The sequence below is a fragment of the Rhodococcus sp. KRD175 genome, from assembly GCF_017168275.1.
Classification (GTDB): domain Bacteria; phylum Actinomycetota; class Actinomycetes; order Mycobacteriales; family Mycobacteriaceae; genus Rhodococcoides; species Rhodococcoides fascians.
Window position 1 is genome coordinate 517,690 of the sequence record NZ_JABFAQ010000007.1, and the last position, 23,308, is coordinate 540,997.

Sequence of the window (23,308 nt, forward strand, 5' to 3'; positions counted from 1 at the left end):
AGCGCGTCGTCATACGGTGAAGGCGTCCCCTGGCTCGACGGCATGCACCGGTCCGCTGAACTCTGCCTTCGCCTCGGCTATGACATCCTCGCGAGACGTCCAGGGCGGAATATGGGTGAGCAGCAGCTCCCCCACTCCGGCTTCCCGAGCGATGCGACCGGCCTCGATACCGGACAGGTGGACGCCCTCGGGCCGATCCGGGCTGTCGGTCCACGACGCCTCGCAGAGAAAGACATCGGCACCCTGAGCCAGATCCTGCACCGCCTGGCACATACCGGTGTCGCCGCTGTACGCGAATGTCTTTCCGCCACCGGTGGTGACCCGCATGCCGTACGACTCCGGCGGATGGAACACCTGCCGGGTCAGAATCGACAGCTGTCCGAATTCGATGGTCCGGCCGTCCACCCAGCGGCGTAGATCGATGGTGTCGGACATGTCGTCGATCTGACCGCCGCACTCGGCCGACGCCACTCCGAGCCGAAACGCAGTGTCCTTCGGTCCGTAGACGATCGCGCGCCCTTCCGGCGGGTTCGGATGGTAGCGACGCCACACGAGCAGACCTGGAACGTCGAGGCAGTGATCGGCGTGCAGATGCGAAAGCAGAACGCTCACGTCACCCGGATCGACATAACGCTGCAACGCCCCGAGGACGCCGGGCCCGAAATCGAGAACGACCGGCGCGGTCTCCTCTTCTTCCAGGAGGTAACCCGACGCGGGTGAATCGGGTCCGGACACACTGCCCGAACATCCCAGGACGGTAATTCGCATGTAAGCCATGCTGCCACGCCGAGCGCGTCACTCGAAACGTTCGGGCAGTATTGACCGCGCGAGTCGGCGAATTTCACGCCCGAACACAGCTGTGCTCGCGGTTACCTACCGCCTACGGAGTGGGACGATCGAGTGCTCTGGCGCGCGCTCTGTCGGCCCGGGCGTCGGCGGACAGCAGCCGAGCTGCGACGACCCCACCCACTGCGCCGAACAGATGGCCCTGCCAGGAGATGTTCGGATCGCTCGGCAGCACGCCCCACAGCGCGCTGCCGTACAGCACGAACACCACGACCCCGATCGCGAGCTGGCCGAGTTGTCGAGTGAAGAATCCACGAACGAGCAGGTACGTGATGAAGCCGAAGATCAGAATCGACGCGCCGATCGTGTTGCTGTAGGTGCCGGCCGTGAGCCAGGTACCGACGCCGCCGATCACCCAGACGATCCCGGTAGCAGCCAGACCACGCGCGATGCCCGAGAGCAACACCAGGAATCCGAGCACGATCAGGGGAACCGTGTTGGCGATCAGGTGCTGCCAGTCGTCGTGCAGCACGGGCGCGAACAGGATGCCCCACAAGCCGTCGGCGGAACGAGGCTCGATACCGTTCTGCTCGAGCCGTGAACCGCTCGCGACGTCGATGATCTCGATGATCCACAGCAGCGCCACGAATCCTCCGACGAAGACGGCTGCCTGCATCCACGCGGGCCGCACTCGCTCACCGGGAAGCTTGCCGGTCTCACTCATGATCGCCTCCAACCTCGGTCTCTCCACGGTACCGGTAGCGGCTACCTGCCGGTCAGAGACGCGACGCCGTGAATGCGGAGGGGAAGATCTGGCGATAGGTGGGGATGCCGGCCACCGACGTGGCGTCGAGCAAGGCCCGGACGATGGCTCGCTCGACGACGATCGCCGCGGCTTCGGTGACCGCGGCCAGTACCGGTAGTTCCGGGGAGAATGCTGCGGGCACTGAGGACTCGGCGGTGACGGCCCTGGTACCCGTGGACACGGCGAAGACGGTGTCGCCGTCGAGTGGCGAGTGCGCAGGCCGGATGGCCCGCGCGAGTCCGTCGTGACCCGCGACGGCTATTCGCTTGCACGACGCCGCCGACAGCGGCGCATCCGTCGCAACCACGCCGATCGTGGTGTTCAGAGCAGTGGCCTTGGGTTCGAGCGCCGCCGCGGTCCGCACCTCGTCGACGTCGGGATTGCGCATGCCGAAGTCCGCGGGCCCCAGTGTGCCGGTGCCCCACAACAACCCGGTGCACGGATCGAACACCGCGCCCACAGGGTTGACGACCATCAGAGCTGCGACCGTCACTCCGTCGGCCGGACCGCCCTCGATCACCGTGCTCGCGGTGCCCACCCCACCTTTGAGCACGCCGGCGCGAGCACCGACTCCCGCCCCGACCGATCCCGTCGCGAACTCGGTCGCCGCCGTGGCCGCAGCACGGTAGCCGAACTCCGCGGTGGGGCGCGCGGCCCAGTCGCCGACCGGAAGGTCGAAGATCACCGCAGCCGGCACGATCGGCACGACGTGAGCCGGACTGCCCATCGGGATGCCTTGTTCGTGTTCTTCGAGCCACCGCATGACGCCGTCGGCGGCCGCAAGCCCGTACGCACTGCCCGCGGTCAACAGGATGGCGTCGACCTGCTGAACGGAATGGCTCGGATCGAGCAGATCGGTCTCGCGCGTTCCCGGTCCGCCGCCTCGCACGTCGACGGCCGCCGTCGCCCCACCGAGAACGCGCACCACAGTGCAGCCGGTGGCCGAACCGGACCCCATCGCGGCGTCGTCGTCGAGTTCGTGATGATGGCCGACCAACAGACCTGCCACATCGGTCAAGCAGTCCCGGGGGCCGGGTTTCGAGAAGGCTGCGGTCACGTCGGCACCCTAGGGAACGAGGACCTGGACGAGGGAATCCTGCATCCAGGTCAACCAGTGGTACACGTCCAGATGGGGAGCACGAGGATCGCCCTCGTCGAGTACGTCAGGAGTGTCCGCACTGATGCCCAGTGTGGTCCCGAGCGCCAGTCTCACGTCGTTGAGACCCGTCAACCACGCGTCGGCCTGTTCCTGGGTGAGCACGATCTTTCCGCCGGAATCGGGCAGGGTCGCGAGGATCACTGCCCCGGCAGCCAACTTCTCGTCGATGATCTCGGGCTCGTGCAACCCGCGGAGGGCACCGTTCAGATCGGCCGGATCCTGATCGTCGTGTTCGGGATCGGCGCGGTGGAAGTCCGGCAGCAACCGGGCCAGCGCTGCATCGTCCGGCGGGCTGTTGTGGCCGGTACGCAGCCCGGTCAGCGCGGCGAGCTCGTCGGTGGGTGCCGCGGCGGAACGATCGCGTAGCAGGCTGAGAACGGATGCGACCAGGGACTTGAGCACCGCCGCCTCACGAGCGTCGATCTCGGACTTGATCTTGACCCCGGACAACGAATTCCGTCTCGTCCACGTGCGCACTGTCGGTGATGTCCTTCTCTGACGTAGAGGTGGCGAACTGACTGCTGACTACTTGTCCTGCTGCATGGTGGCCCACAGGCCCGCCGCGTGCAGCCTTTTGACGTCGTTCTCCATCGCATCGCGCTCGCCGCTCGAAACGACCGCCTTGCCCTCGGAGTGCACCTGCATCATCAACTCGGTGGCCTTGGCCTTGCTGTAGCCGAAGAGCTTCTGGAACACGTAGGTGACGTAGTGCATCAAGTTGACCGGGTCGTCCCACACGATGGTGACCCACGGAGTGTCGTGCGCTTCGTCGGCAGCAACGGCCTCGGTTTCGGCCGGCACCGCCTGCGGCGACGCCGCCGCGACTTCGAGTGCCGAGAAGCCGTCCACGGGCAGAAGCGATCCATCCACCGTCAACCAAGGCATGGCAACAGGGTACGGCGTGTCGGGCCGACCCCACACGTTCGCCCCTGCGCTCGTAGTGTGATCGAGGTGAGCAATGACGCGACCACCGATCACACGCTTTCCAGCCACGGAGCCAGCACTGCACTGCTGACCGACCAGTACGAGTACACGATGCTATCCGCGGCCCTGGCCAGCGGCTATGCAGACAGACCGTGCAGTTTCGAGGTCTTCGCCCGCAGGCTACCCGGCGGCCGCCGATACGGCGTCGTGGCCGGCACCGAGCGCATTCTCGACGCCGTCGATCGCTTCCGATTCGGCCCGGACGAGCTGCGTGTCGTGTCGAAGTTTCTCGACGCCGACACCGTCGAGTGGCTGCGCAACTACCGCTTCACCGGCGACATCGACGGCTACCGCGAGGGCGAGCTGTACTTTCCCGGCTCCCCCGTCCTGACGGTCCGCGGCACGTTCGCCGAGTGCGTGGTCCTGGAAACCGTGGTGCTGTCGATTCTCAATCACGACAGCGCAATCGCCTCTGCGGCAGCGCGCATGGTCGCCTCCGCCGAGGCCAGGCCGATCATCGAAATGGGGTCGCGGCGCACCCACGAGGAGGCGGCGGTCGCGGCATCGCGAGCGGCCTACTTGGCCGGCTTCACCGCGACGTCCAACCTCGAAGCAGTCCGACGCCACGGCGTCCCCGGAGCAGGCACGTCGGCCCACTCGTTCACGCTGCTGCACACCACCGCCGACGGCCCCGACGAGAAGGCCGCTTTTGCCGCTCAGGTCCGAGCGCTCGGGGTGGGAACGACACTGCTGGTCGATACCTACGACATCAAGCAGGGCGTGGCCAACGCGATCGAGGTGGCCGGTCCGGAGCTCGGTGGTGTCCGCATCGACTCCGGCGACCTCGGTGTCCTCGCCCGTCAGGTCCGCGCCCAATTGAACGCTCTCGGTGCGCCGAACACGCGGATCGTCGTCTCCGGAGACCTCGACGAGTACGCGATCGCCGCGCTGCGTGCAGAACCCGTCGATTCGTACGGCGTCGGCACGTCGCTGGTCACCGGTTCGGGCGCGCCGACGGCAGGAATGGTCTACAAGCTGGTCACCGTCGACGGCATTCCCGTCGCCAAGCGCAGCAGTCACAAGGAATCGCGCGGGGGTACCAAGGCAGCGCTGCGGACCGCGCGTGGGACCGGTACGGCAGTCGAGGAAATAGTGCACCCGTTCGACGCTGCCCCGACGGTCGAGGACGGTCTGACGGTGGAGACGTTGACCACGCCGCTGATGCGTGGCGGCCGGCGCGTCTCCGACCTACCGACCCTTGCCGAGGGCCGGGACCTCCTCGCGCGACGCCTGGTCAGCCTGCCGTGGGAGGGGCTCGCCCTGTCCCAGGGCGAACCGGCGATACCGACCCGGTTCGCCCTGGGCTAGGGGCGGTGTCGGTGCCGAACCCGGTGGGCGATCGGCAGTAGTCTGCATCGGTGCCGTCGAAGACCGAGTTGCCCACCGTTCCCGCTCTCCTGCAGGTTGCGGTGCACTCGCTCGGTGGCAAGGAACGCAGCAATCAGCTGACGATGGCCTCTGCCGTGGCGCATTCGATCGACACCGGCGAGCATCTCGCGGTGCAGGCGGGCACGGGCACCGGCAAGTCCCTCGCGTATCTCGTGCCCAGCATCAGGCATGCGGTCGAATCGGGGAAGACCGTCATCGTCTCGACGGCCACGATCGCGCTGCAGCGACAGTTGGTCGACCGCGACCTTCCACGTCTGTCCGACGCACTGACCGAAGCTGTGGGTCGGCGTCCGAAGTTCGCGATCCTCAAGGGCCGCAACAATTATCTGTGCATGAACAAGATTCACACCGGTGCCGCACAGGAGGCACCGGACGCGGAGTTGTTCGACCCGTTCGCCGTCTCGCGGATGGGCCGCGAAGTGGTCCGGCTGACCAAGTGGTCCTCGGAGACCGAAACGGGAGATCGCGACGACGTGGTGCCCGGCGTGAGCGACCAGGCGTGGCGTCAGGTCAGCGTCACCGCTCGCGAGTGCCTCGGGAAATCGCGGTGCCCCGTCGGCGAGGACTGCTTTGCCGAGCGCGCCCGCACCGAGGCCGCACAGGTCGACGTGGTCGTGACCAACCACGCGCTGCTCGCCATCGACGCGATCACCGGAATTCAGATCCTGCCCGAGCACGACGTCGTGGTCGTCGACGAGGCCCACGAATTGGTCGACCGAGTGACCGGCGTTGCTACTGAAGAGCTTTCGGCCGCCACCGTCACCGCGGCCGCACGCCGTAGCGCCAAGCTCATCGAGGAAGAGACCGTCGATCAGCTCGAAGGAGCTGCCGAGAACTGGGCCGCGATTCTGGACGAACTACCGCCCGGTCGATGGCAGTCCCTTCCCGACGGCGTCGGACCGGCCCTGGCGTCCGTCCGCGACGCCGCCTGGGCCGTGCGCACCGCGATCGGCCCGAACAAACAGGGCATGGCGGGCAGTGATCCCGAGGCCGCCGCGGCCCGCAGCGCAGCACTCGTGGCAGTCGACGAGGTGCACGACAGCGCCGTACGAGTGCTCACTGCCTTCGACGAGCCCGACCCGGCCAAGCGCAAGGACGTCGTCTGGCACGCCGTCGACGATTTCCGAGGAAACGTCAAACGCACCGTTCGCATTGCTCCGCTCTCGGTGGGCGGGCTGCTGCGCGCACGGTTGTTCGCCGAATCCACCGTGGTGCTGACCTCGGCGACGCTCACCGTCGGCGGATCCTTCGACGGCCTGGCCGTCAATTGGGGCCTGCCCGCAGAGAAGCCCTCCCGCAGTGACACAGCCATGGCGTCGGGAGTGGAACCACCCTCGGACAACGGATCCATTCGCTGGAATTCGTTGGACGTGGGCTCGCCGTTCGATCACGCTCGCGCCGGCATCATGTACATCGCCAAACATCTGTCTCCGCCCGGACGCGACGGCCTGTCCAAGTCCTCGCTCGACGAGATCGAATCGCTCGTCGAGGCAGCCGGTGGTCGGACGCTCGGGCTGTTCTCGTCGATGCGCGCCGCCAAGGCCGCGGCAGAGGAGATGCGCGAACGACTCGACACCCCGATCCTCTGCCAGGGTGACGATTCCACCGGCGCACTGGTGCAGAAGTTCGCCGACGACGAGGCCACCTCACTGTTCGGGACGCTGTCGCTGTGGCAGGGCGTCGATGTGCCCGGTCCGTCGCTGAGCCTGGTGATCCTGGATCGAATTCCGTTCCCCCGGCCCGACGATCCGCTACTGGTGGCTCGGCAGCAGGCCGTCGAATCACGTGGCGGCAACGGCTTTCTCGCGGTGGCCGCCAACCACGCTGCCCTGTTACTGGCGCAGGGCGTCGGTCGACTGCTCCGTAGCGTCGACGACAAAGGTGTTGTCGCCGTGCTCGATTCGCGCCTGGCGACCGCCCGGTACGGCGGCTATCTGCGCGCGTCCTTGCCGCCGTTCTGGGAGACCTCCGACCCGGAGGTGGTCCGCAAGGCCCTCACCCGCCTGGCCGGAAATTAGCTGCCCCCTACGGCGTCGACACCAGACCGAGCTCGGAATCGGAGGCAAGCCCGTGGTGCCGCGGCAACACCCGCACCGTGTAGCCCACCGCTCCACTGTGCGGTAGCCGCGTCTCGCCCGCGTACACGTGCTCGTCGCCCTCACTGCCCACGTGCGACATCTCGGTGGTGCGAATGTCGCTGAGGTCCTCGCCCTCGTCGACGCGTCCCACCACGGTCTGCACCACGACGGCACCGGGTTCCATACCGCCGAGGTCGACGATGGCGCGCAGCGACAGTTCGGCACCGATGACGGGGGTGTCCGGCAACCCCTCGCTGTCGACTCGGGTGACTTTCACGTTGCGCCACGCCTGCTCGACGCGGCCGCGGTACGACGCAACATCCTTCGCGCCGTGGTAGCCGTCGGACGACACCGCCCGGGCGGAGTGCGCAGCGGGCGCGTAGTAGCCGAGTGTGTAGTCCTGAACCATGCGCGATGCCAACACTTTCGGTCCCAGCTGTTCCAGTGTGTGTCGGACCATCTCGATCCAGCGAGCCGGCACACCGTCCTCCCCGCGATCGTAGAATTTCGGCAGCACCGCCTGCTCGAGCAATTCGTAGAGGGCAGCGGCTTCCAGATCGTCGCGGCGATTGTCGTCGGTGATGCCGTCGGCCGTCGGGATCGCCCACCCGTTTTCGCCGTCGTACATCTCGTCCCACCATCCGTCGCGAATCGACAGGTTGAGGCCGCCGTTGAGCGCCGACTTCATTCCGGACGTACCGCAGGCCTCGAGGGGTCGCAACGGATTGTTCAGCCACACATCGCATCCCCAGTACAGAAAGCGCGCCATGGACATGTCGTAGTCGGGTAGGAACACGATGCGGTGTCGCACATCGGCCTCGTCGGCGAACTTGACGATCTGCTGAATGAGCGCCTTTCCACCGTCGTCGGCCGGGTGCGATTTTCCGGCTACCACCAGCTGAACCGGGCGGACGGGATCGAGCAACATCGCCCGCAATCGCTCGGGTTCGCGCAGCATGAGCGTCAGACGCTTGTACGTCGGTACGCGTCGAGCAAAGCCGACGGTCAACACGTCGGGATCGAATACATTTGCAGTCCAACTTATCTCGGCCTCGGTCGACCCTCGCTCCAGTGCCGAACGCCGCACCCTTCGGCGCACCTCGTCCACCAACTGCGCGCGCAACGCGTTTCGAGTGGACCACACCTGCTCCGAGGACAACGGCCCACCTGCCTCGGCCTCCCCCTCGTCCCATTCCCGCGCCGCCCACGTCGGCGCATGGACACCGTTGGTCACCGATCCGATCGGCACCTCCGACGCGTCGAATCCTTGCCACAGGCCGTTGAACATCTCGCGGCTGACGATTCCGTGCAGCTTCGACACTCCGTTGGCGCGCTGCCCCAAGCGAAGGCCCATGTGCGCCATGTTGAACACCGACGGATCACTCTCGCCGCCCAGCGCCAGAATTCGGCTCATCGGCAATCCCGGCAACAGGGCCGAGTCCGGTGCACCGTCGCTACCGCCGAAGTAGTGCCGCACCAGATCGGCGGGGAACCTGTCGATGCCGGCAGGCACCGGGGTGTGGGTGGTGAACACCGTGCCCGCCCGGACGGCGGCCAACGCCGAATCGAAGTCCAACCCGCTACCGGTGACGAGTTCACGGATGCGTTCGACCCCGAGGAAGCCGGCGTGGCCCTCGTTCATGTGGAACACCTCGGGATCGGGCAGACCGTGCGCGCGCGTGTAGGCCCTGATCGCGCGTACTCCGCCGATACCGGCGAGGATCTCCTGCTTGATGCGGTGGTCCTGATCGCCTCCGTACAGGCGGTCGGTGACTCCTCTGAGCTCGGGATCGTTGTCGGCGATGTCGGAATCGAGCAGCAGCAGCGGAACGCGTCCCACCTGAGCGATCCACACGCGGGCCCGCAGCACGCGCGACCCCGGCATCGACACGTGTATCAACACCGGTGAGTCGTTGTCGTCGGTGAGCAGTCGTAGCGGCAGACCGTGCGGGTCCAGGGACGGGTAACGCTCGGCCTGCCAGCCGTCGGCCGTCAGCGATTGCCGGAAGTACCCCGAGCGGTAGAGCAGTCCGACGCCGATCAGCGGTAGACCGAGATCCGACGCCGCCTTGAGGTGGTCGCCGGCCAGAATGCCGAGCCCACCCGAGTAGTTCGGCAGCACCTCGGTGACTCCGAACTCCATCGAGAAATAACCGATGCCCGACGGCAGAGCTCGCCCCTCGGCGAGCTCGTTCTGGTACCAGAGGGGTCGGGCGAGGTAGTCGTGTAGATCCGCCTCGGCGGCGTCCAGTTCGGCCAGGAACGATGCGTCTTCGGCGAGTTCTTCGAGCCGTCCGGGTGCCACGGCACCGAGCACAGCCACCGGATCGCGTTCGAGTTCGGTCCACAGCAGCGGATCGATGTGCTCGAAAAGATCCTGCGTGGCCGAATGCCACGACCACCTGAGGTTTGTCGACAGCTCGGCGAGGGCATTCAGACGGGCGGGAAGGTGGGCTCGGACGGTGAATCGACGCAAGGCTTTCACAGAGCCGAACCCTACCCACGGATACCTGTGTCGATGGGGCGCTCGGCGAAAATTTCCTCGTGCGCCCGTCGCGGGCAGTATGCGTCGGCGCACGCGCCATCTGCGCTGCTGCACTACGGTTGACGAGTAGAAGCACACCAAATATCGGTTCGATCAGAGGTTGCGCCCGCGCAGCCATACCTCTAACGAAGAATGGAGTGTGAAGTGACAGGTCGACTTGGTATCGACAATGTCCTTCCAGATACGACGACCGGGAAATACCCCGCGAAAGCGGTGGTGGGCGAGACGTTTCCAGTTTCCGCCGATGTCTGGCGCGAGGGTCACGACGCAGTGGCCGCGACGCTGTCGGTGCGTGGACCGGGAGGCAAGCTCGAACGCATCCCGATGACGCCCGGCCACGAGCCGGACACGTTCGACGCGGTGTTCGTCCCATCCCGGCCCGGCTACTGGATCTGCCGTATCGAGGCGTGGAGCGACCCGATCAGCACCTGGCGTCACGCCGTCGAAGCGAAGCTCGGAGTGGGCCAGAGCGCCCACGAACTCGCCAACGACCTCGAGATCGGGGCGCGCCTGTTCCTCCGCGCTGCCACCGGCGTTCCTGCGGAGAGCAGGCAGCTGCTCGCCGACGTCGCCGCCGGCCTGCGCGACACCGACCGCCCGCTGCCGGCGCGCGTGTCCTCGGCGTTCGCATCGTCGGTCACCGAGCTGCTGTTCCAGCACCCGCTGCGCGAGCTGGTGACCAGATCACGGGCCGTGAACGTGTGGGTCGACCGAAACCTGGCCCTCAACGGTGCCTGGTACGAGTTCTTCCCGCGCTCCACGGGCGGGTGGAACGAGGACGGATCACCGCGGCACGGCACGTTCGCGACATCCATCGAGCAGTTGCCGCGCATAGCGCGCATGGGCTTCGACATCGTCTACCTGCCTCCGATCCACCCGATCGGCACGATCAACCGCAAGGGCCCGAACAACACGTTGACTCCGGGCCCCGAGGATGTCGGTTCGCCGTGGGCTATCGGATCCAAGGACGGCGGGCACGACGCGATCCATCCCGAGCTGGGAACCGAGGACGACTTCCGTGCGTTCGTCGACGCCTCGCGAGAGCACGGCCTCGAAGTGGCGCTCGATCTTGCCCTGCAGGCCGCTCCGGATCATCCATGGGCCGCAACACATTCGGAGTGGTTCACGGTGTTGCCGGACGGCACCATCGCGTACGCCGAGAATCCGCCGAAAAAGTACCAGGACATCTACCCGATCAATTTCGACAACGACCGCCGTGGCATCTACGAGGAAGTGCTACGCGTGGTCCGATACTGGATCTCGTTGGGCGTCAAGATTTTCCGAGTCGACAATCCACACACCAAGCCACCGGACTTCTGGGAATGGCTCATCGCCGAGGTCAAGAAGACCGATCCGGACGTGCTGTTCCTGGCCGAGGCGTTCACCCGGCCGGTTCGCATGTACGGTCTCGCGCAACGTGGGTTCACGCAGTCGTACACGTACTTCACGTGGCGTACCGCGAAGTGGGAGCTGACCGAGTTCGCCGAGGAGCATGCCCGACGCGCCGACGACGCGCGGCCCAACCTGTTCGTCAACACCCCGGACATCCTGCACGAGAGCCTGCAACACGGAGGACCCGGAATGTTCGCTCTGCGAGCAGCTCTGGCCGCCACCCTGGCTCCGACGTGGGGCGTGTACTCCGGGTACGAACTGTACGAACATCAGGCCGTGCGCGAGGGCAGCGAAGAGTATCTGGACTCCGAGAAGTACCAGTTGCGACCGCGCGACTTCGAGGGTGCGCTCGCCCGCGGTGAATCGTTGGAGCCGTGGATCACCACCCTCAATTCCATCCGCCGTGCGCATCCGGCCCTGCAACAACTGCGCAACATCCATTTCCACACGATCGACAACGAAGCGCTGATCGGATACTCCAAGTTCGATCCGCAGACCGGCGACTCGGTGTTGGTGGTCATCAACCTCAACCCGTTCGGAGCCGAGGAGGGCACCGTCCATCTGGACATGCCCGCGCTCGGTCACGACTGGCAGGACACCCTGACGATCAAGGACGAGGTAAGCGGCATCCATTACGACTGGGGCCACACCAACTTCGTCCGACTCGAGCCCTGGACCTCGGTGGCGCACATATTCACGCTCCCCCACATTCCCTATCCGGCACGAATCGAACTGGCCTACCGCGGCAACCGAAAGTGAGTGGATTCAACGTGACCAAGAATCCGACGACGCCCGAAGACACCGTCGCAGCCCCGTCCGACAACGACCTCGATCTCCTCGCCGCTGGTCGGCACTACAACCCGCATTCCGTGCTCGGCGCGCACCCCGTGCCGGGCGGAACAGCGATTCGTGCGCTGAAGCCCGACGCGGAGAAAGTGATCGCGCGCGTCGGAGGCGTCGACCACGAGTTGACCCACGTCGCCCACGGCCTCTTCTCTGCGCTGGTGCCGGTCGAGGACCTGATCGATTACCGGCTCGTGGTCACCTGGCCAGGTGGGCACGTGTCCGAATCTGCCGACGGGTACCGGTTCCTACCGACCCTCGGTGAACTCGACCTGCACCTGTTCGGCGAAGGTCGCCACGAGCGTCTGTGGGACATCCTCGGAGCGCACCAGCAGTCGTACGCCACTCCCGACGGTCCCGTCACCGGCACCTCGTTCGCGGTGTGGGCCCCTGCCGCCCAGGGCGTCACGCTGGTGGGCGACTTCGACGGGTGGACCGGCCGTAGTTGGCCGATGCGCGTCCTCGGCTCCACCGGAGTCTGGGAGCTGTTCGTCCCGAACATCGAACCCGGTGCCCTGTACAAGTTCCGCGTCCACGGCTCCGACGGTTCGGTGAAAGACAAGGCCGACCCGATGGCCTTCGCCACCGAGGTTCCGCCGTCCACCGCGTCGGTCGTGACCGCGTCGACGTACACCTGGAACGACGAGAAGTGGCTCGACACCCGAGCCGGCATCGAACCCACGCAGGCTCCGATGAGCGTCTACGAGATCCATCTGGCGTCGTGGCGACCGGGCCTGGGTTACCGGGAGCTGGCCGAGCAACTGGCCGAGTACATCATCGAGACTGGCTTCACTCACGTGGAGTTGCTCCCGGTCGCCGAGCACCCGTTCGGCGGATCCTGGGGCTACCAGGTGACGTCCTACTACGCACCGACGTCCAGGTTCGGCAGTCCGGACGACTTCCGGTTCTTCGTCGATCACCTGCACAGCGCCGGCATCGGCGTCATCGTCGACTGGGTCCCCGCTCACTTCCCCAAGGACGAATGGGCCCTCGCCCGCTTCGACGGTGGGCCGCTCTACGAGCACGGAGACCCGCAGCGAGGCGAGCAACTCGACTGGGGCACACTGGTTTTCGACTTCGGCCGACGCGAGGTCCGCAACTTCCTGGTCGCGAACGCGCTCTACTGGATCGACGAATTCCACATCGACGGACTGCGCGTCGACGCCGTCGCCTCGATGCTGTACCTGGACTACTCGCGTCCCGAGGGCGGCTGGTCGCCCAACATCTACGGTGGCCGAGAAAACCTCGAAGCGGTGTCCTTCCTGCAGGAGATGAACGCCACGGTGCACAAGAAGCACCGCGGAGTCGTCACCGTTGCCGAGGAGTCGACCGCCTGGCCGGGCGTCACTCGCCCGACGAACGTCGGCGGGCTCGGGTTCAACATGAAGTGGAACATGGGGTGGATGCACGACACCCTCGGCTTCGTCGGGCGCGATCCCATCCACCGCAGCTACCACCACCACGAGATCACGTTCTCGCTCGTCTACGCGTGGAGCGAGAACTACCTGCTGCCCATCAGCCACGACGAGGTGGTGCACGGCAAGGGCACGCTGTGGACCCGCATGCCCGGGGACGACTACGCCAAGGCCGCAGGGCTGCGCGGAATGCTCGCCTACATGTGGGCACATCCGGGCAAGCAGTTGCTGTTCATGGGTCAGGAGTTCGGTCAGACTCGCGAATGGTCCGAGGAACGAGGCCTGGACTGGTACCAGATCGACGAGGAGCCGTTGCACCGAGGTGTGAAATCGCTTGTCGCAGATCTGAACTCGACGTACCGGTCGCATCCGGCACTGTGGACGCTGGACACCTCGCCCAGTGGCTACTCGTGGATCGACGCCAACGACACCGAGAACAACGTGCTCAGCTTTCTGAGGTACGGCTCCGACGGTTCGGTTGTCGCGTGTATTTTCAACTTCTCCGGTTCCGAGCACGGCAGCTATCGTGTGGGACTACCGGAACCAGGCCGTTGGATCGAGATCCTCAACACCGATGCAACGGAGTACGGCGGCTCCGGAATGGGCAACCTGGGTGAAGTGACGGCAACATCGCACTCGTGGCACGGTCGACCGGCATCAGGCCAGGTTGCACTTCCCGCCAACGGGGCGATCTGGATCAAATTGGAGCAGTAGATGACCGGCGGCCGCAGACCACGACTTCTGGCTGCGGCCGCCACTGCAGGGTTACTACTGTTGACATCGTGCGCCGCCACCGTCGGCGGTAATGCAGTGTCGATCTACGAGAATCCGTTCACGGTCGCCGGCCTTCCGGTCACCAGCGGACCGAGCGGACCGCGTCCGGGAGTACCGGATTCGACCATCGCCGTCGAGAACGCCGAAGGCACCGACTCGGACATCTTGGCAACCAACGCGATCGACGACATCCAGCAGTTCTGGGCCGAGCAGTATCCGGCCCTGTTCAAGGGCTCGTTCACGCCGGTCTCGACATTGACCTCGTGGGATGCGTCGGAGGACGAGGGATCCGGCATCCGGTTCTGTGGAGACAGAACCGGTGGAGTCCCCAATGCCGCGTACTGCACCCGCGACGACTCGATCGGGTGGGACCGCACCATTCTGCTTCCGGCGTTGGTCGACGCGTTCGGGCCGATGTCGGTGGTCATGGTGATCGCGCACGAATACGGCCACGCGATCCAGCATCAGTCGGGACTCGTCGGCGACGACACCCCGACCATCGTGGCCGAGCAGCAAGCCGACTGTTTCGCCGGCGCATTCATCCGCCATGTCGCAGAAGGCGATTCGCCGCACTTCACCATCAACACCTCGGATGGGCTCAACGGTGTTCTTGCTGCGACCGTCGCGGTGCGCGACGTGGACCCCAACGATCCCGAATCGGTGCACGGGTCTGCATTCGAGCGAGTGACTGCCGTTCAGATCGGGTTCACCGACGGTGCAGCTGCCTGCACACGCATCGACGAGGCCGAAATCGATTCACGCCGAGCGTCGTTGCCGCAGAAGTTCGACAGCGCCGACGATTCCGGTGAGCTACCGGTCACCGAGGACTCCCTGGGCGCATTCACGCGATCGTTCGAGACGGCGCTTCCCGTCGCCGATCCGCCGACCGTGGACTACTCGGGATCGGACACCGAGTGCACGGACGCCGAGGCGACCTCTCCGGTGTCGTACTGCCCGTCGACCAACACCATCGGTGTCGATGTGGAGGACCTGGCCGAAATAGGGCAACCCGAGACACCTCAGCGCGGAGACATCCTGCCACTCAACGTATCCGGTGACTACAGCGCGTACGTACTGTTCGCGTCTCGCTACACCCTCGCAGTACAGAAGGAAGCGGGCCAGACGCTCGACGACCCGCAGACCGCACTTCGATCCGCATGCCTGTCCGGAGTCATCACCGCAGCGTTGAGCGCCGAATCCAACGAGGCCGCTCTCGAAATCCGGCTCTCTCCCGGCGATCTCGACGAGGCCGTCTCCGGTTTACTCAGCGACGGATTGGCCGCCAGCGACGTCAACGGAACGACGCTGCCGTCCGGATTCTCCCGAGTCGACGCGTTCCGCTCGGGAGTTCTCGGCGGCAAGCCCCTGTGCGATTCGCGCTACAGCTGAGGGATTCAGTACAGAGCGGACGCGAGTTTACGACGTGCCGAGACCACCAGAGGATCGGCGGCGTCGAACAACTCGAACAGCTCCAGTAGGCGGGTACGCAGGGCCGTGCGGTCGTCGCCCGCACTGATCTTGATTCCGTCGATGAGCCGTGCGAAAGCCTGTTCCGGCTGCTGCCCGGCCATTTCCGCGTCGGCCGCATCGATCCGGGCCTGCACGTTGGCGGGATCGGCGTCGGCCACCTCGACGGCATCGGGTGCAACGTTCTGCACCCGAGCCAAGAACTTGACCTGACGCAGCGCGGCGACCGCGTCGGTGTTCTTCGGCTCGGCGTCGATGATTGCCTGATACGCCGCCGCTGCCTTGTCGAAGTCACCCTCGTCGATCGCCTCTTCCGCAGCGACGATGCGCGGATCCTCGACCTCGGGTTCCGGCTCGGCGGCGGGAGCCGACCCGGGTGGACCGGACAGCTTTCCGGCGGTTGCCTGCTCGACGGCCTGCAGCCACTGACGCAACTGCTCGTCGGATTGCGTGCCCTGGAAATCGGCGAGCGGCTGCCCACCCGCGACGGCAACCACCGTGGGAATGGCCTGCACGCCGAATGCCTGCGCGATCTGCGGATTGGAGTCGACATCGACGCGGGCATGTATCCACGTGCCGCCGGCCTCGACGGCAAGTTGCCCGAGCTGACGCGTCAACGCCTGGGACTGCGGCGACCGAGCCGATCCCAGGTCGACGATGACCGGTACCTGCATCGATCGCTGCAGAACCTCGGCTTCGAAATTGGCCGTGGTCACGTCGACGATGGGAGCCAACCCTCCCGCATCGCCACTGGCTTCGGCAGCGGGAGCAGGTGCCGGACGGTCCTTGAGAACGGACAGGTCGACGGCTCCGGCAATGGATGCGGGGACGGCGGCCGACGGGCGGACAGGAGGACGGGAACCGGGTCGAGTCACGCCCTACAGTTTGTCACTAACGCGATGTGTCATCCACTGGCGGGCGGTCAGGACAGAACCTTCGCGTCGGCTGCGGGTCGGCCACTGCTCAGCTCGGCAAGGCGTCCGGTACGCACGGCCCAGATCTCGAAGACCACGGTTCCGAACGGCGGAAATGCCGCGACCAGCGCCAGCAGCGTGGCCTTGACGTCCCACTTCAGCTTGACGGCCGTCAGAACGGCAACGGCAAGGTACACGATGAACACCGCACCGTGGATGGGCCCGAAGATCTTCACGCCGATCTCGTTGCCGTCGGCCGGCAGGTACTTGAACGCCATGCCGACCAGTAGTCCGAGCCAGGTGAACGCTTCGAGCACGGCAATGAAACGGAAGCGTTTGGCCGTGCTGCTCAGGTCGAAGAAATTCGTCATGCCCGCTATTGTGCCCGGTTTGCTACGACAGAACGTAGTGGCTCTGGTCTCATCGGACCAGAGCCACTACCGACTCAGCTCTTCGGGACTCGAACGATGAGCGCGTCGCCCTGTCCGCCGCCGCCGCACAATGCTGCGGCGCCCACTCCGCCACCGCGTCGCTGCAGCTCGAGAGCCAGGTGCAGTGCGATGCGAGCGCCCGACATTCCGAGGGGATGACCGATCGAAATCGCCCCGCCGTTGACGTTGACGATCTCCGGGTCGATGCCGAGCTCACGCGTCGACGCGATTCCGACCGCTGCGAACGCCTCGTTGATCTCGACGACGTCGAGGTCCTTCGGGTCGATGCCTTCCTTCGCGCAGGCCTTGGCGATGGCGCGAGCGGGCTGCGACTGCAGGGTGGAGTCGGGGCCGGCCACCACACCGTGCGCGCCGATCTCGGCGAGCCAGGTCAATCCGAGCGACTCGGCCTTGTCCTTGCTCATCACGACGACGGCGGCGGCACCGTCGGAAATCTGCGACGCGGATCCGGCAGTGACCGTGCCCGCCTTGTCGAACGCGGGGCGAAGCTTGCCGAGGGAATCGACCGTGGTGTCGGCCCGGATTCCTTCGTCGGCAGTGAACTGGACGGGTTCACCCTTGCGCTGCGGGATCGACACGGGCACTACCTCGTCGTCGAAGACCCCGTTCTTCCACGCCGCGGCAGCCTTCTGATGCGATCCGGCCGCGAAGGTGTCCTGCTCCTCACGGCTGATCGCCTCCGAGCTCTGATTGCGCTGCTCGGTGAGCGCACCCATGGCCTGATCGGTGAAGATGTCGTACAGACCGTCGTATGCGAGGTGGTCGCGCATGGTGACATCGCCGTACTTGAATCCCGCCCGCGACTTCTCCAGCATGTGCGGTGCCTGGGTCATCGATTCCTGGCCGCCGGCGACGACGATCTCGAACTCACCCGCGCGAATGAGCTGGCCGGCCAGCGCGATGGCGTCGACGCCGGAGAGACACACCTTGTTGATGGTCAGAGCCGGAACGGTCATCGGGATACCCGCAGCGACGGCGGCCTGTCGGGCCGGGATCTGCCCGGCACCCGCAGTGAGGACCTGGCCCATGATGACGTAGTCGACCTGATCCGGAGCGACGCCGGCCTTTTCGAGTGCGCCCTTGATGGCAATTCCGCCGAGGTCGGAACCCGAGAAGTCCTTGAGCGCACCCGAGAAGCGCCCGACGGGCGTACGAGCACCGGCGACGATGACTGTTGTGGTCACGATTTCCTCCGAAAGTGTGAAGACGGCCTTGTCGAGATCAACGCTCGCCAGGCTCCTACCGATACCAGCCTGGCGGAACACCGGGACGCAGCTGACGCTAACGTCTTGTCCATGACCTCCAGCACGCAGTCTTACACGGGTGCCCCACTCCGCTCCGACCTGGTGACGGCTATCGACCACGTCGGTGTCGCGGTACCCGATCTCGATGCCGCAATCGCCTGGTACACCGACCACCTGGGCATGGTTGCGGTGCACGAGGAAGTCAACGAAGAACAGGGCGTGCGCGAGGCGATGCTCTCGTTCCCCGGGGCAGGCGAGAAGTCGGCAGCACTGCAGTTGCTCGCGCCCATCGACGAATCCTCGACCATCGCGAAGTTCATCGACCGAAACGGCCCCGGACTCCAACAATTGGCGTACCGAGTAACCGACATCGAGGAGATCTCCACCGAGTTGCGCGCCCGCGGCGTTCGGTTGCTCTACGACGCCCCCCGCCGTGGTACGGCCGATTCGCGTATCAACTTCGTACACCCCAAGGACGCAGGCGGAGTACTGATCGAACTGGTCGAACCGAACCACAACGCGCACTGACCGAACTCGGTGATTACGCCGTATGGCTCTCCACTTGACTCACCGGTAAATTGACGGCCATGGCCATCGATCATGAACGCACTTCCACGGTGCAACTTCCCTTTTCCATCGTTCGGAAGGGGTTCGATCGCGACGAAGTCACCAACTACTTCGAGCGATTCGACGCCGAATTACGGCTGACGACGGCCGACCGTGATGCCGCCGCGGCACAGGCGCGTGATCTGGCCAAGCAACTCGACGACGCTCGCGACGAGATCGACGAACTGCGCAAGGACATCGACCGTCTCTCGGTGCCGCCGACCACCGCGGAAGGCATGAGCGATCGCATCTCCCGCATGTTGCGACTTGCGTCGGACGAGGCCTCCGAGGTTCGCGCGAAGGCGCACGCGGAGTCCGAGGAGATGATCTCGGTTGCGCAGCAGGAGAGCACTCGCCTGCGAAGCCGTCACGAATCGTTGGTCGCAGAACTCGAGGAGCGCCGCACGGCACTCGAAACCGAGCACGAGCAGACCATGGCTCAGGCACGCACCGAGGCTGCGCGCGTCGTCGAGGCCGCACAGGCTGAGCGCGACAAGCTGGCTGCCGAGTCCGAGGCCAAGCGCGCCGAGGTTCAGGAAGACTTCGAGATCACGATGGCCGAGCGCCGCACCAAGGTGCTCACCGCGCTCGAAGAACTGGAAGCGTCGAGCAAGGCCGATGCTGCTCGCCGTATCGAGGAGGCGACGACCGAAGCCGCACGCCGGTTGCAGTCCGCGAGCGAGCAGGCCGAGCGGCGCATCGCGCACTCGAAGGAATTGGCCGAGGAGCTGCGCGTGCTGCGAAGTCGCGTCCTCGCTCAGCTACTGGGTATCCGGGGCCAGCTCGATTCGGTACCGGCCATGCTGGCCTCGGTCAACCGCGAAAGCGAGTTGCTGGACAACCCCGACCCGACGGCCATCCTCAAGAAAGAAGAAGAAAAGGCTGCGGCGAAGGCCGAGAAGGACAACGACGAAGAGAAGGAATCCGCCGACTCGGCGTCCTGACTTCGCGGCACACGCTCGGCCTCCCCCGCTAGGACCATCTACGGGTGAGGCCTCGCGTGTTTCTGCCGCTCCAACACCCGGTGTGCCAATGTCTGCGGTTGTCGGCTCCCCCGAAGTCGTCCGACGGCCATGCCACGATGTGGGCGACCCCTGGCCGTACCTCGTGATCGCAGCCCGGGCAACGGTAGGTCTTGACGGCCTTGGCACCGGGAATCATCCGCGTCGTGTACGTGTCCCCGTCAGGACCCACCTCGACGCGATTACCGCCCAGGACGGAATCGGTAGCCGGGCCGAGACTGCTCGGACCACTCCGACTCGCTTTGCGGGGCTGATTGCGACGAGGCACGCATCCAGTGTAGAGAATCGCGCCGCTTCGACAGACAGACGTCAGAAGAGCCGGAACTCGGTGCTGTCGGTGCCGCGGAGAACGTCGTAGTCGAGTGTCAGACAACGAATACCGCGATCGGTGGCCAGAGTCTTCGCCTGCGGCTTGATGACCTGTGCGGCGAACACACCGCTGACCGGTGCCAGCAACGGGTCACGATTGAGCAGTTCGAGGTACCGAGTCAACTGCTCCACACCATCGATTTCACCGCGACGCTTGATCTCGACGGCGACAGTGCCACCATCTGCGTTGCGGCACAACAGATCCACCGGTCCGATTGCCGTCATGTATTCACGCCGCACCAGGGTGTACCCCTCACCGAGGGTGTTGACGTGTTCTGCGAGCAACTCCTGCAGATGAGCCTCGACACCGTCTTTGACCAACCCTGGATCGATCCCCAATTCATGACTGGAATCGAGTTCGACGTCGTCGATCGTGATGCGAAGTTCTTCGCCCGCCTTGTTGGTGACGACCCATTTGATGGTCTCGTCCTCGGTGGTCTCGACCATCCAACAGGGCGGAGACATCCAGTTGAGGGGCTTGTACGCCCTGTCGTCCGCGTGCACACTGACCGATCCGTCTGACTTGACGAGCAGCAGGCGTCGAGCGGAAGGGAGATGTGCAGTGAGGCGGCCGATGTAGTCCACTTGGCAACGAGCAATAACTAAACGCACTCGACCACCATAAGGCAGCACGGCCGTTACTCTGTGACCACCATGCCCCAATTCAGACGATCTGCCGCTCCGCTGGGTTCCCGGCTCCTCGGAGACACCACCGAATCGCCGCGCCGACGCCGGATCCGAATCCAGCTGTTGCTGACGGTGTTCCTGGTCCTGTCCAACCTGATCGGTGCGGTGATCGTCGGTGTCCTCATCAGTGTCGTCGTTCCAGGCCCGAACGTGCTGGACATGGACCGCTACTGGTGGGTGAACTTCATCGTCGTCCCGGTGTACGTCTTTCTGGCATTCCTGGTCGGTGTCGTCTGGGGCACCACACGCGCGCTGAGCAGTCTGCGGTGGGGCATAGAGGATCGCGAGCCCACCCGATCCGAGCAGGTCGCGACGCTGGCCATGCCCTGGCGCCTGACGCGCATGCAGATTGCGCTGTGGACCGGTGGACTGATTCTGCTCACCACGATCGACGGCATCATCGACCCCCAGGCGATCCCGAAGGTGGCGTTCACCATCGCCGCGGGCGGCACAGTTGTATGTGCCTTCAGCTACCTGCTCAGTGAGTTCGCTCTGCGGCCCATCGCGGCTCGTGCCCTGCAAGCGGGCGACCCACGACGCATCCGAATCGCCGGTGTCATGGGGCGTTCCATCCTGTCGTGGTTGCTGGGAACCGGCGTTCCGGTCTCCGGCCTGATGATGATCGCGGTGTTCCGCTTCCTTCGACCCGAGACCAGTGCAAACCAGCTCGCTGTGTCCATCCTCGCGCTCGGCGGCATCACCATCGTCTTCGGATTCGCCCTGACCGTCCTGGGCGGTTTCGCGACCACCTCCCCCATCAACAACGTGCGGGCGGGCATGGCCGAAGTCGAGAAGGGCAACATGGATGTCCGACTCGCGGTGTACGACGGCACCGAGCTCGGCGAACTGCAGAGCGGTTTCAACCGCATGGCCGACGGTGTGCGCGATCGAGAGAAGATCCGCGACCTGTTCGGACGACACGTCGGACACGAAGTAGCCGAGAAGGCCCTGCAGTCCGAAAGTGAACTCGGGGGCCAGGAGCGCGATATCGCAGTGTTCTTCATCGACCTGGTGGGCTCCACCGAATTGGCCGCTTCACGACCGCCGACCGACGTAGTGGATTTACTCAACCGCTTCTTCGCCGTCGTCGTCGACGAGGTGGACGAACACGGCGGCTTCATCAACAAATTCGAGGGCGACGCGGCGCTCGCCATCTTCGGAGCACCGAACGACATTCCGGATCACTGCGGATCGGCACTCTCGGCCGCACGTGCCATTGCCCGCCGATTGCTGGTCGAAGTTCCCGAGTGCAGCGCAGCCGTCGGCGTTGCAGCCGGCCGAGCCGTTGCCGGCAATGTGGGAGCAAAGTCGAGATTCGAGTACACCGTCATCGGCGATCCGGTAAACGAGGCTGCGCGACTATCGGAACTGGCCAAGAGCGCTCCCGGTGCGATACTCGCTTCCAAGACAGCGGTAGACGGTGCTGCCGAAAACGAAGCGGACCGCTGGGAATTCGGTGATCGAGTAACCCTTCGCGGACGATCCGCAGAGACAGTTCTGGCGAACCCCAAGGACGTGAAGGTTTCCGCAGACGAGGCCGAATCCGTTCACGCCTGATCCACCCGATCGCTGGGCTCAGTACGTGTAGTGCACTGTGCCCCTGCCGTTTTCATCACTGACGACTCGGCCGTCCTGTGCCCGGTCCCCCTCGCGAATGCGCGCGCGTTTGTCGAACGCTCACGACGTCGCTGACGATTCTGCACGCGCCTCGCGAATGCGGGCGCGTCTGCAGAATCGAAGTTTGCCCACTATCGATCGCCAAGCTTCGATGGGCAGTAGTTGGCTTGTTGGGGTTGGGTCCGGTTCGACGGCCCGACAAACGCGCACGCGTTTGTCGGGTGCGCGCAGTCTGGTGTCGCTGTTCTGCTCGCGTCCGGCGAGTGCGCGCGCGTTCGCGGCCCTGGGGCGAGGGGACGGGCGGTCCGTATGACGAGTGATGGGACTGGGGGTGCAGGTGTCGATGCCTGCGCGTTCAGTTCAACGAAAGGGGTGAATACTGTTGCGTGGGTGGTGGTTTCGAATGCAAACAACCCCCGACCGTGATGGTCGGGGGTTGTCTGGCTCAAGTTGTGTTCGGCGGTGTCCTACTCTCCCACACCCTGTCGAGTGCAGTACCATCGGCGCTGGAGGGCTTAGCTTCCGGGTTCGGAATGGGACCGGGCGTTTCCCCTCCGCTATGGCCGCCGTAACTCTGCGAAACAGTGTCACGAGCGAACCTGTCACCCACACTCGTGTGGGGTGCCGGATTCGTGTATTCGGTTGTGTTACTGAACAACTACTCGTGTGTTGTTTCAGATATTGCACAGTGGACGCGTAGCTTCTTTGTGGTAAGTCCTCGGCCTATTAGTACCAGTCACCTGCATACATTGCTGTACTT

At 65.2% G+C, this 23,308-nt stretch carries 19 protein-coding genes and 1 rRNA gene; 8 read left to right on the top strand and 12 right to left on the bottom strand.

Annotated features, from left to right (window positions below):
• Positions 1-9: 9 nt before the first annotated feature.
• The 5 genes from J1M81_RS14640 to clpS all read right to left on the bottom strand — a co-directional run bounded on the left by J1M81_RS14640 (position 10) and on the right by clpS (position 3,635).
• Positions 10-768 (bottom strand): cyclic nucleotide-degrading phosphodiesterase, encoded by a 759-nt coding sequence (locus J1M81_RS14640; protein WP_027497666.1) that lies wholly within the window; start codon positions 766-768, stop codon positions 10-12.
• Positions 769-880: 112 nt separating this feature from the next.
• The gene (locus J1M81_RS14645; RefSeq protein ID WP_288124427.1) at positions 881-1,462 is read right to left on the bottom strand and encodes a rhomboid family intramembrane serine protease; all 582 of its coding nucleotides are present in this window, start codon (positions 1,460-1,462) and stop codon (positions 881-883) included.
• A gap of 100 nt (positions 1,463-1,562) precedes the next feature.
• Complete coding sequence (locus J1M81_RS14650; RefSeq protein WP_206498250.1) at positions 1,563-2,648, bottom strand: P1 family peptidase; 1,086 nt, start codon at positions 2,646-2,648, stop codon at positions 1,563-1,565.
• A 9-nt stretch (positions 2,649-2,657) separates the two neighbouring features.
• The gene (locus J1M81_RS14655) at positions 2,658-3,227 is read right to left on the bottom strand and encodes a DUF2017 domain-containing protein (protein WP_032399488.1); all 570 of its coding nucleotides are present in this window, start codon (positions 3,225-3,227) and stop codon (positions 2,658-2,660) included.
• A 48-nt stretch (positions 3,228-3,275) separates the two neighbouring features.
• Complete coding sequence (gene clpS / locus J1M81_RS14660; RefSeq protein ID WP_228139244.1) at positions 3,276-3,635, bottom strand: ATP-dependent Clp protease adapter ClpS; 360 nt, start codon at positions 3,633-3,635, stop codon at positions 3,276-3,278.
• A gap of 150 nt (positions 3,636-3,785) precedes the next feature.
• On the opposite strand from clpS, the gene J1M81_RS14665 reads away from it, so the two are divergent.
• Together J1M81_RS14665 and J1M81_RS14670 are read left to right on the top strand one after the other, a co-directional pair.
• Positions 3,786-5,042, top strand: a complete 1,257-nt coding sequence (locus J1M81_RS14665; protein WP_230590992.1) for a nicotinate phosphoribosyltransferase — start codon at positions 3,786-3,788, stop codon at positions 5,040-5,042.
• A 50-nt stretch (positions 5,043-5,092) separates the two neighbouring features.
• Positions 5,093-7,141 (top strand): ATP-dependent DNA helicase, encoded by a 2,049-nt coding sequence (locus J1M81_RS14670; protein WP_032399486.1) that lies wholly within the window; start codon positions 5,093-5,095, stop codon positions 7,139-7,141.
• A gap of 7 nt (positions 7,142-7,148) precedes the next feature.
• Here J1M81_RS14670 and glgP read toward each other — a convergent pair whose 3' ends face one another.
• On the bottom strand, positions 7,149-9,686 hold the full coding sequence (gene glgP / locus J1M81_RS14675; RefSeq protein WP_206498251.1) for an alpha-glucan family phosphorylase: 2,538 nt from the start codon (positions 9,684-9,686) through the stop codon (positions 7,149-7,151).
• Positions 9,687-9,890: 204 nt separating this feature from the next.
• Between glgP and J1M81_RS14680 the strand changes: the two genes are divergently transcribed.
• Genes J1M81_RS14680 through J1M81_RS14690 form a run of 3 tightly spaced genes read left to right on the top strand, consistent with a single transcriptional unit; the run spans position 9,891 to position 15,559 of the window.
• A complete protein-coding gene (locus J1M81_RS14680; RefSeq protein ID WP_027497674.1) occupies positions 9,891-11,897 on the top strand; it encodes a maltotransferase domain-containing protein in 2,007 nt (668 codons plus the stop codon).
• A gap of 11 nt (positions 11,898-11,908) precedes the next feature.
• Positions 11,909-14,110, top strand: a complete 2,202-nt coding sequence (gene glgB / locus J1M81_RS14685; protein ID WP_032368540.1) for a 1,4-alpha-glucan branching protein GlgB — start codon at positions 11,909-11,911, stop codon at positions 14,108-14,110.
• Entirely contained in the window at positions 14,111-15,559 is a 1,449-nt protein-coding gene (locus J1M81_RS14690) for a metallopeptidase (RefSeq protein ID WP_206498252.1), read from the top strand.
• Between the two features lie 5 nt (positions 15,560-15,564).
• Here J1M81_RS14690 and J1M81_RS14695 read toward each other — a convergent pair whose 3' ends face one another.
• From J1M81_RS14695 to J1M81_RS14705, 3 genes are all read right to left on the bottom strand, one after another.
• Positions 15,565-16,512 carry a tetratricopeptide repeat protein gene (locus tag J1M81_RS14695; RefSeq protein WP_230074654.1) on the bottom strand — a complete coding sequence of 316 codons (948 nt, stop codon included), beginning with the start codon at positions 16,510-16,512 and terminating at the stop codon, positions 15,565-15,567.
• Between the two features lie 47 nt (positions 16,513-16,559).
• Positions 16,560-16,931 (bottom strand): DUF3817 domain-containing protein, encoded by a 372-nt coding sequence (locus J1M81_RS14700; protein WP_176457953.1) that lies wholly within the window; start codon positions 16,929-16,931, stop codon positions 16,560-16,562.
• Between the two features lie 65 nt (positions 16,932-16,996).
• Positions 16,997-18,187, bottom strand: a complete 1,191-nt coding sequence (locus J1M81_RS14705; protein ID WP_206498253.1) for an acetyl-CoA C-acetyltransferase — start codon at positions 18,185-18,187, stop codon at positions 16,997-16,999.
• A gap of 111 nt (positions 18,188-18,298) precedes the next feature.
• Here J1M81_RS14705 and mce point away from each other — a divergent pair, with 111 nt between their 5' ends.
• Together mce and J1M81_RS14715 are read left to right on the top strand one after the other, a co-directional pair.
• Positions 18,299-18,775 carry a methylmalonyl-CoA epimerase gene (mce, locus tag J1M81_RS14710; RefSeq protein ID WP_204857365.1) on the top strand — a complete coding sequence of 159 codons (477 nt, stop codon included), beginning with the start codon at positions 18,299-18,301 and terminating at the stop codon, positions 18,773-18,775.
• A 59-nt stretch (positions 18,776-18,834) separates the two neighbouring features.
• Positions 18,835-19,797, top strand: coding sequence for a hypothetical protein (locus J1M81_RS14715; protein ID WP_027497681.1), 963 nt, complete (start codon positions 18,835-18,837; stop codon positions 19,795-19,797).
• A 28-nt stretch (positions 19,798-19,825) separates the two neighbouring features.
• On the opposite strand, the gene J1M81_RS26370 is transcribed toward J1M81_RS14715, so the two are convergent.
• Together J1M81_RS26370 and nucS are read right to left on the bottom strand one after the other, a co-directional pair.
• Positions 19,826-20,143, bottom strand: coding sequence for an ATP/GTP-binding protein (locus J1M81_RS26370; RefSeq protein WP_072692233.1), 318 nt, complete (start codon positions 20,141-20,143; stop codon positions 19,826-19,828).
• Positions 20,144-20,184: 41 nt separating this feature from the next.
• Positions 20,185-20,856: an endonuclease NucS gene (nucS, locus tag J1M81_RS14720; RefSeq protein ID WP_027497682.1), complete on the bottom strand. Its 672-nt coding sequence runs from the start codon at positions 20,854-20,856 to the stop codon at positions 20,185-20,187.
• Positions 20,857-20,898: 42 nt separating this feature from the next.
• Here nucS and J1M81_RS14725 point away from each other — a divergent pair, with 42 nt between their 5' ends.
• Positions 20,899-22,488: an adenylate/guanylate cyclase domain-containing protein gene (locus J1M81_RS14725; protein ID WP_206498254.1), complete on the top strand. Its 1,590-nt coding sequence runs from the start codon at positions 20,899-20,901 to the stop codon at positions 22,486-22,488.
• Positions 22,489-23,002: 514 nt separating this feature from the next.
• Here the strand turns inward: J1M81_RS14725 and rrf are convergent.
• Positions 23,003-23,119 (bottom strand): 5S ribosomal RNA (gene rrf / locus J1M81_RS14730).
• Positions 23,120-23,308 lie beyond the last annotated feature (189 nt).

What these genes read in the sequence shown, in the direction of transcription:
- J1M81_RS14640 (WP_027497666.1), bottom strand. Translation starts at nt 768, where the DNA reads ATGCGAATTACCGTCCTGGGATGTTCGGGCAGTGTGTCCGGACCCGAT.
- J1M81_RS14645 (WP_288124427.1), bottom strand. Translation starts at nt 1,462, where the DNA reads ATGCAGGCAGCCGTCTTCGTCGGAGGATTCGTGGCGCTGCTGTGGATC.
- clpS (WP_228139244.1), bottom strand. Translation starts at nt 3,635, where the DNA reads ATGCCTTGGTTGACGGTGGATGGATCGCTTCTGCCCGTGGACGGCTTC.
- J1M81_RS14665 (WP_230590992.1), top strand. Translation starts at nt 3,786, where the DNA reads ATGCTATCCGCGGCCCTGGCCAGCGGCTATGCAGACAGACCGTGCAGT.
- J1M81_RS14690 (WP_206498252.1), top strand. Translation starts at nt 14,111, where the DNA reads ATGACCGGCGGCCGCAGACCACGACTTCTGGCTGCGGCCGCCACTGCA.
- mce (WP_204857365.1), top strand. Translation starts at nt 18,299, where the DNA reads ATGACCTCCAGCACGCAGTCTTACACGGGTGCCCCACTCCGCTCCGAC.
- J1M81_RS14715 (WP_027497681.1), top strand. Translation starts at nt 18,835, where the DNA reads ATGGCCATCGATCATGAACGCACTTCCACGGTGCAACTTCCCTTTTCC.
- J1M81_RS14725 (WP_206498254.1), top strand. Translation starts at nt 20,899, where the DNA reads ATGCCCCAATTCAGACGATCTGCCGCTCCGCTGGGTTCCCGGCTCCTC.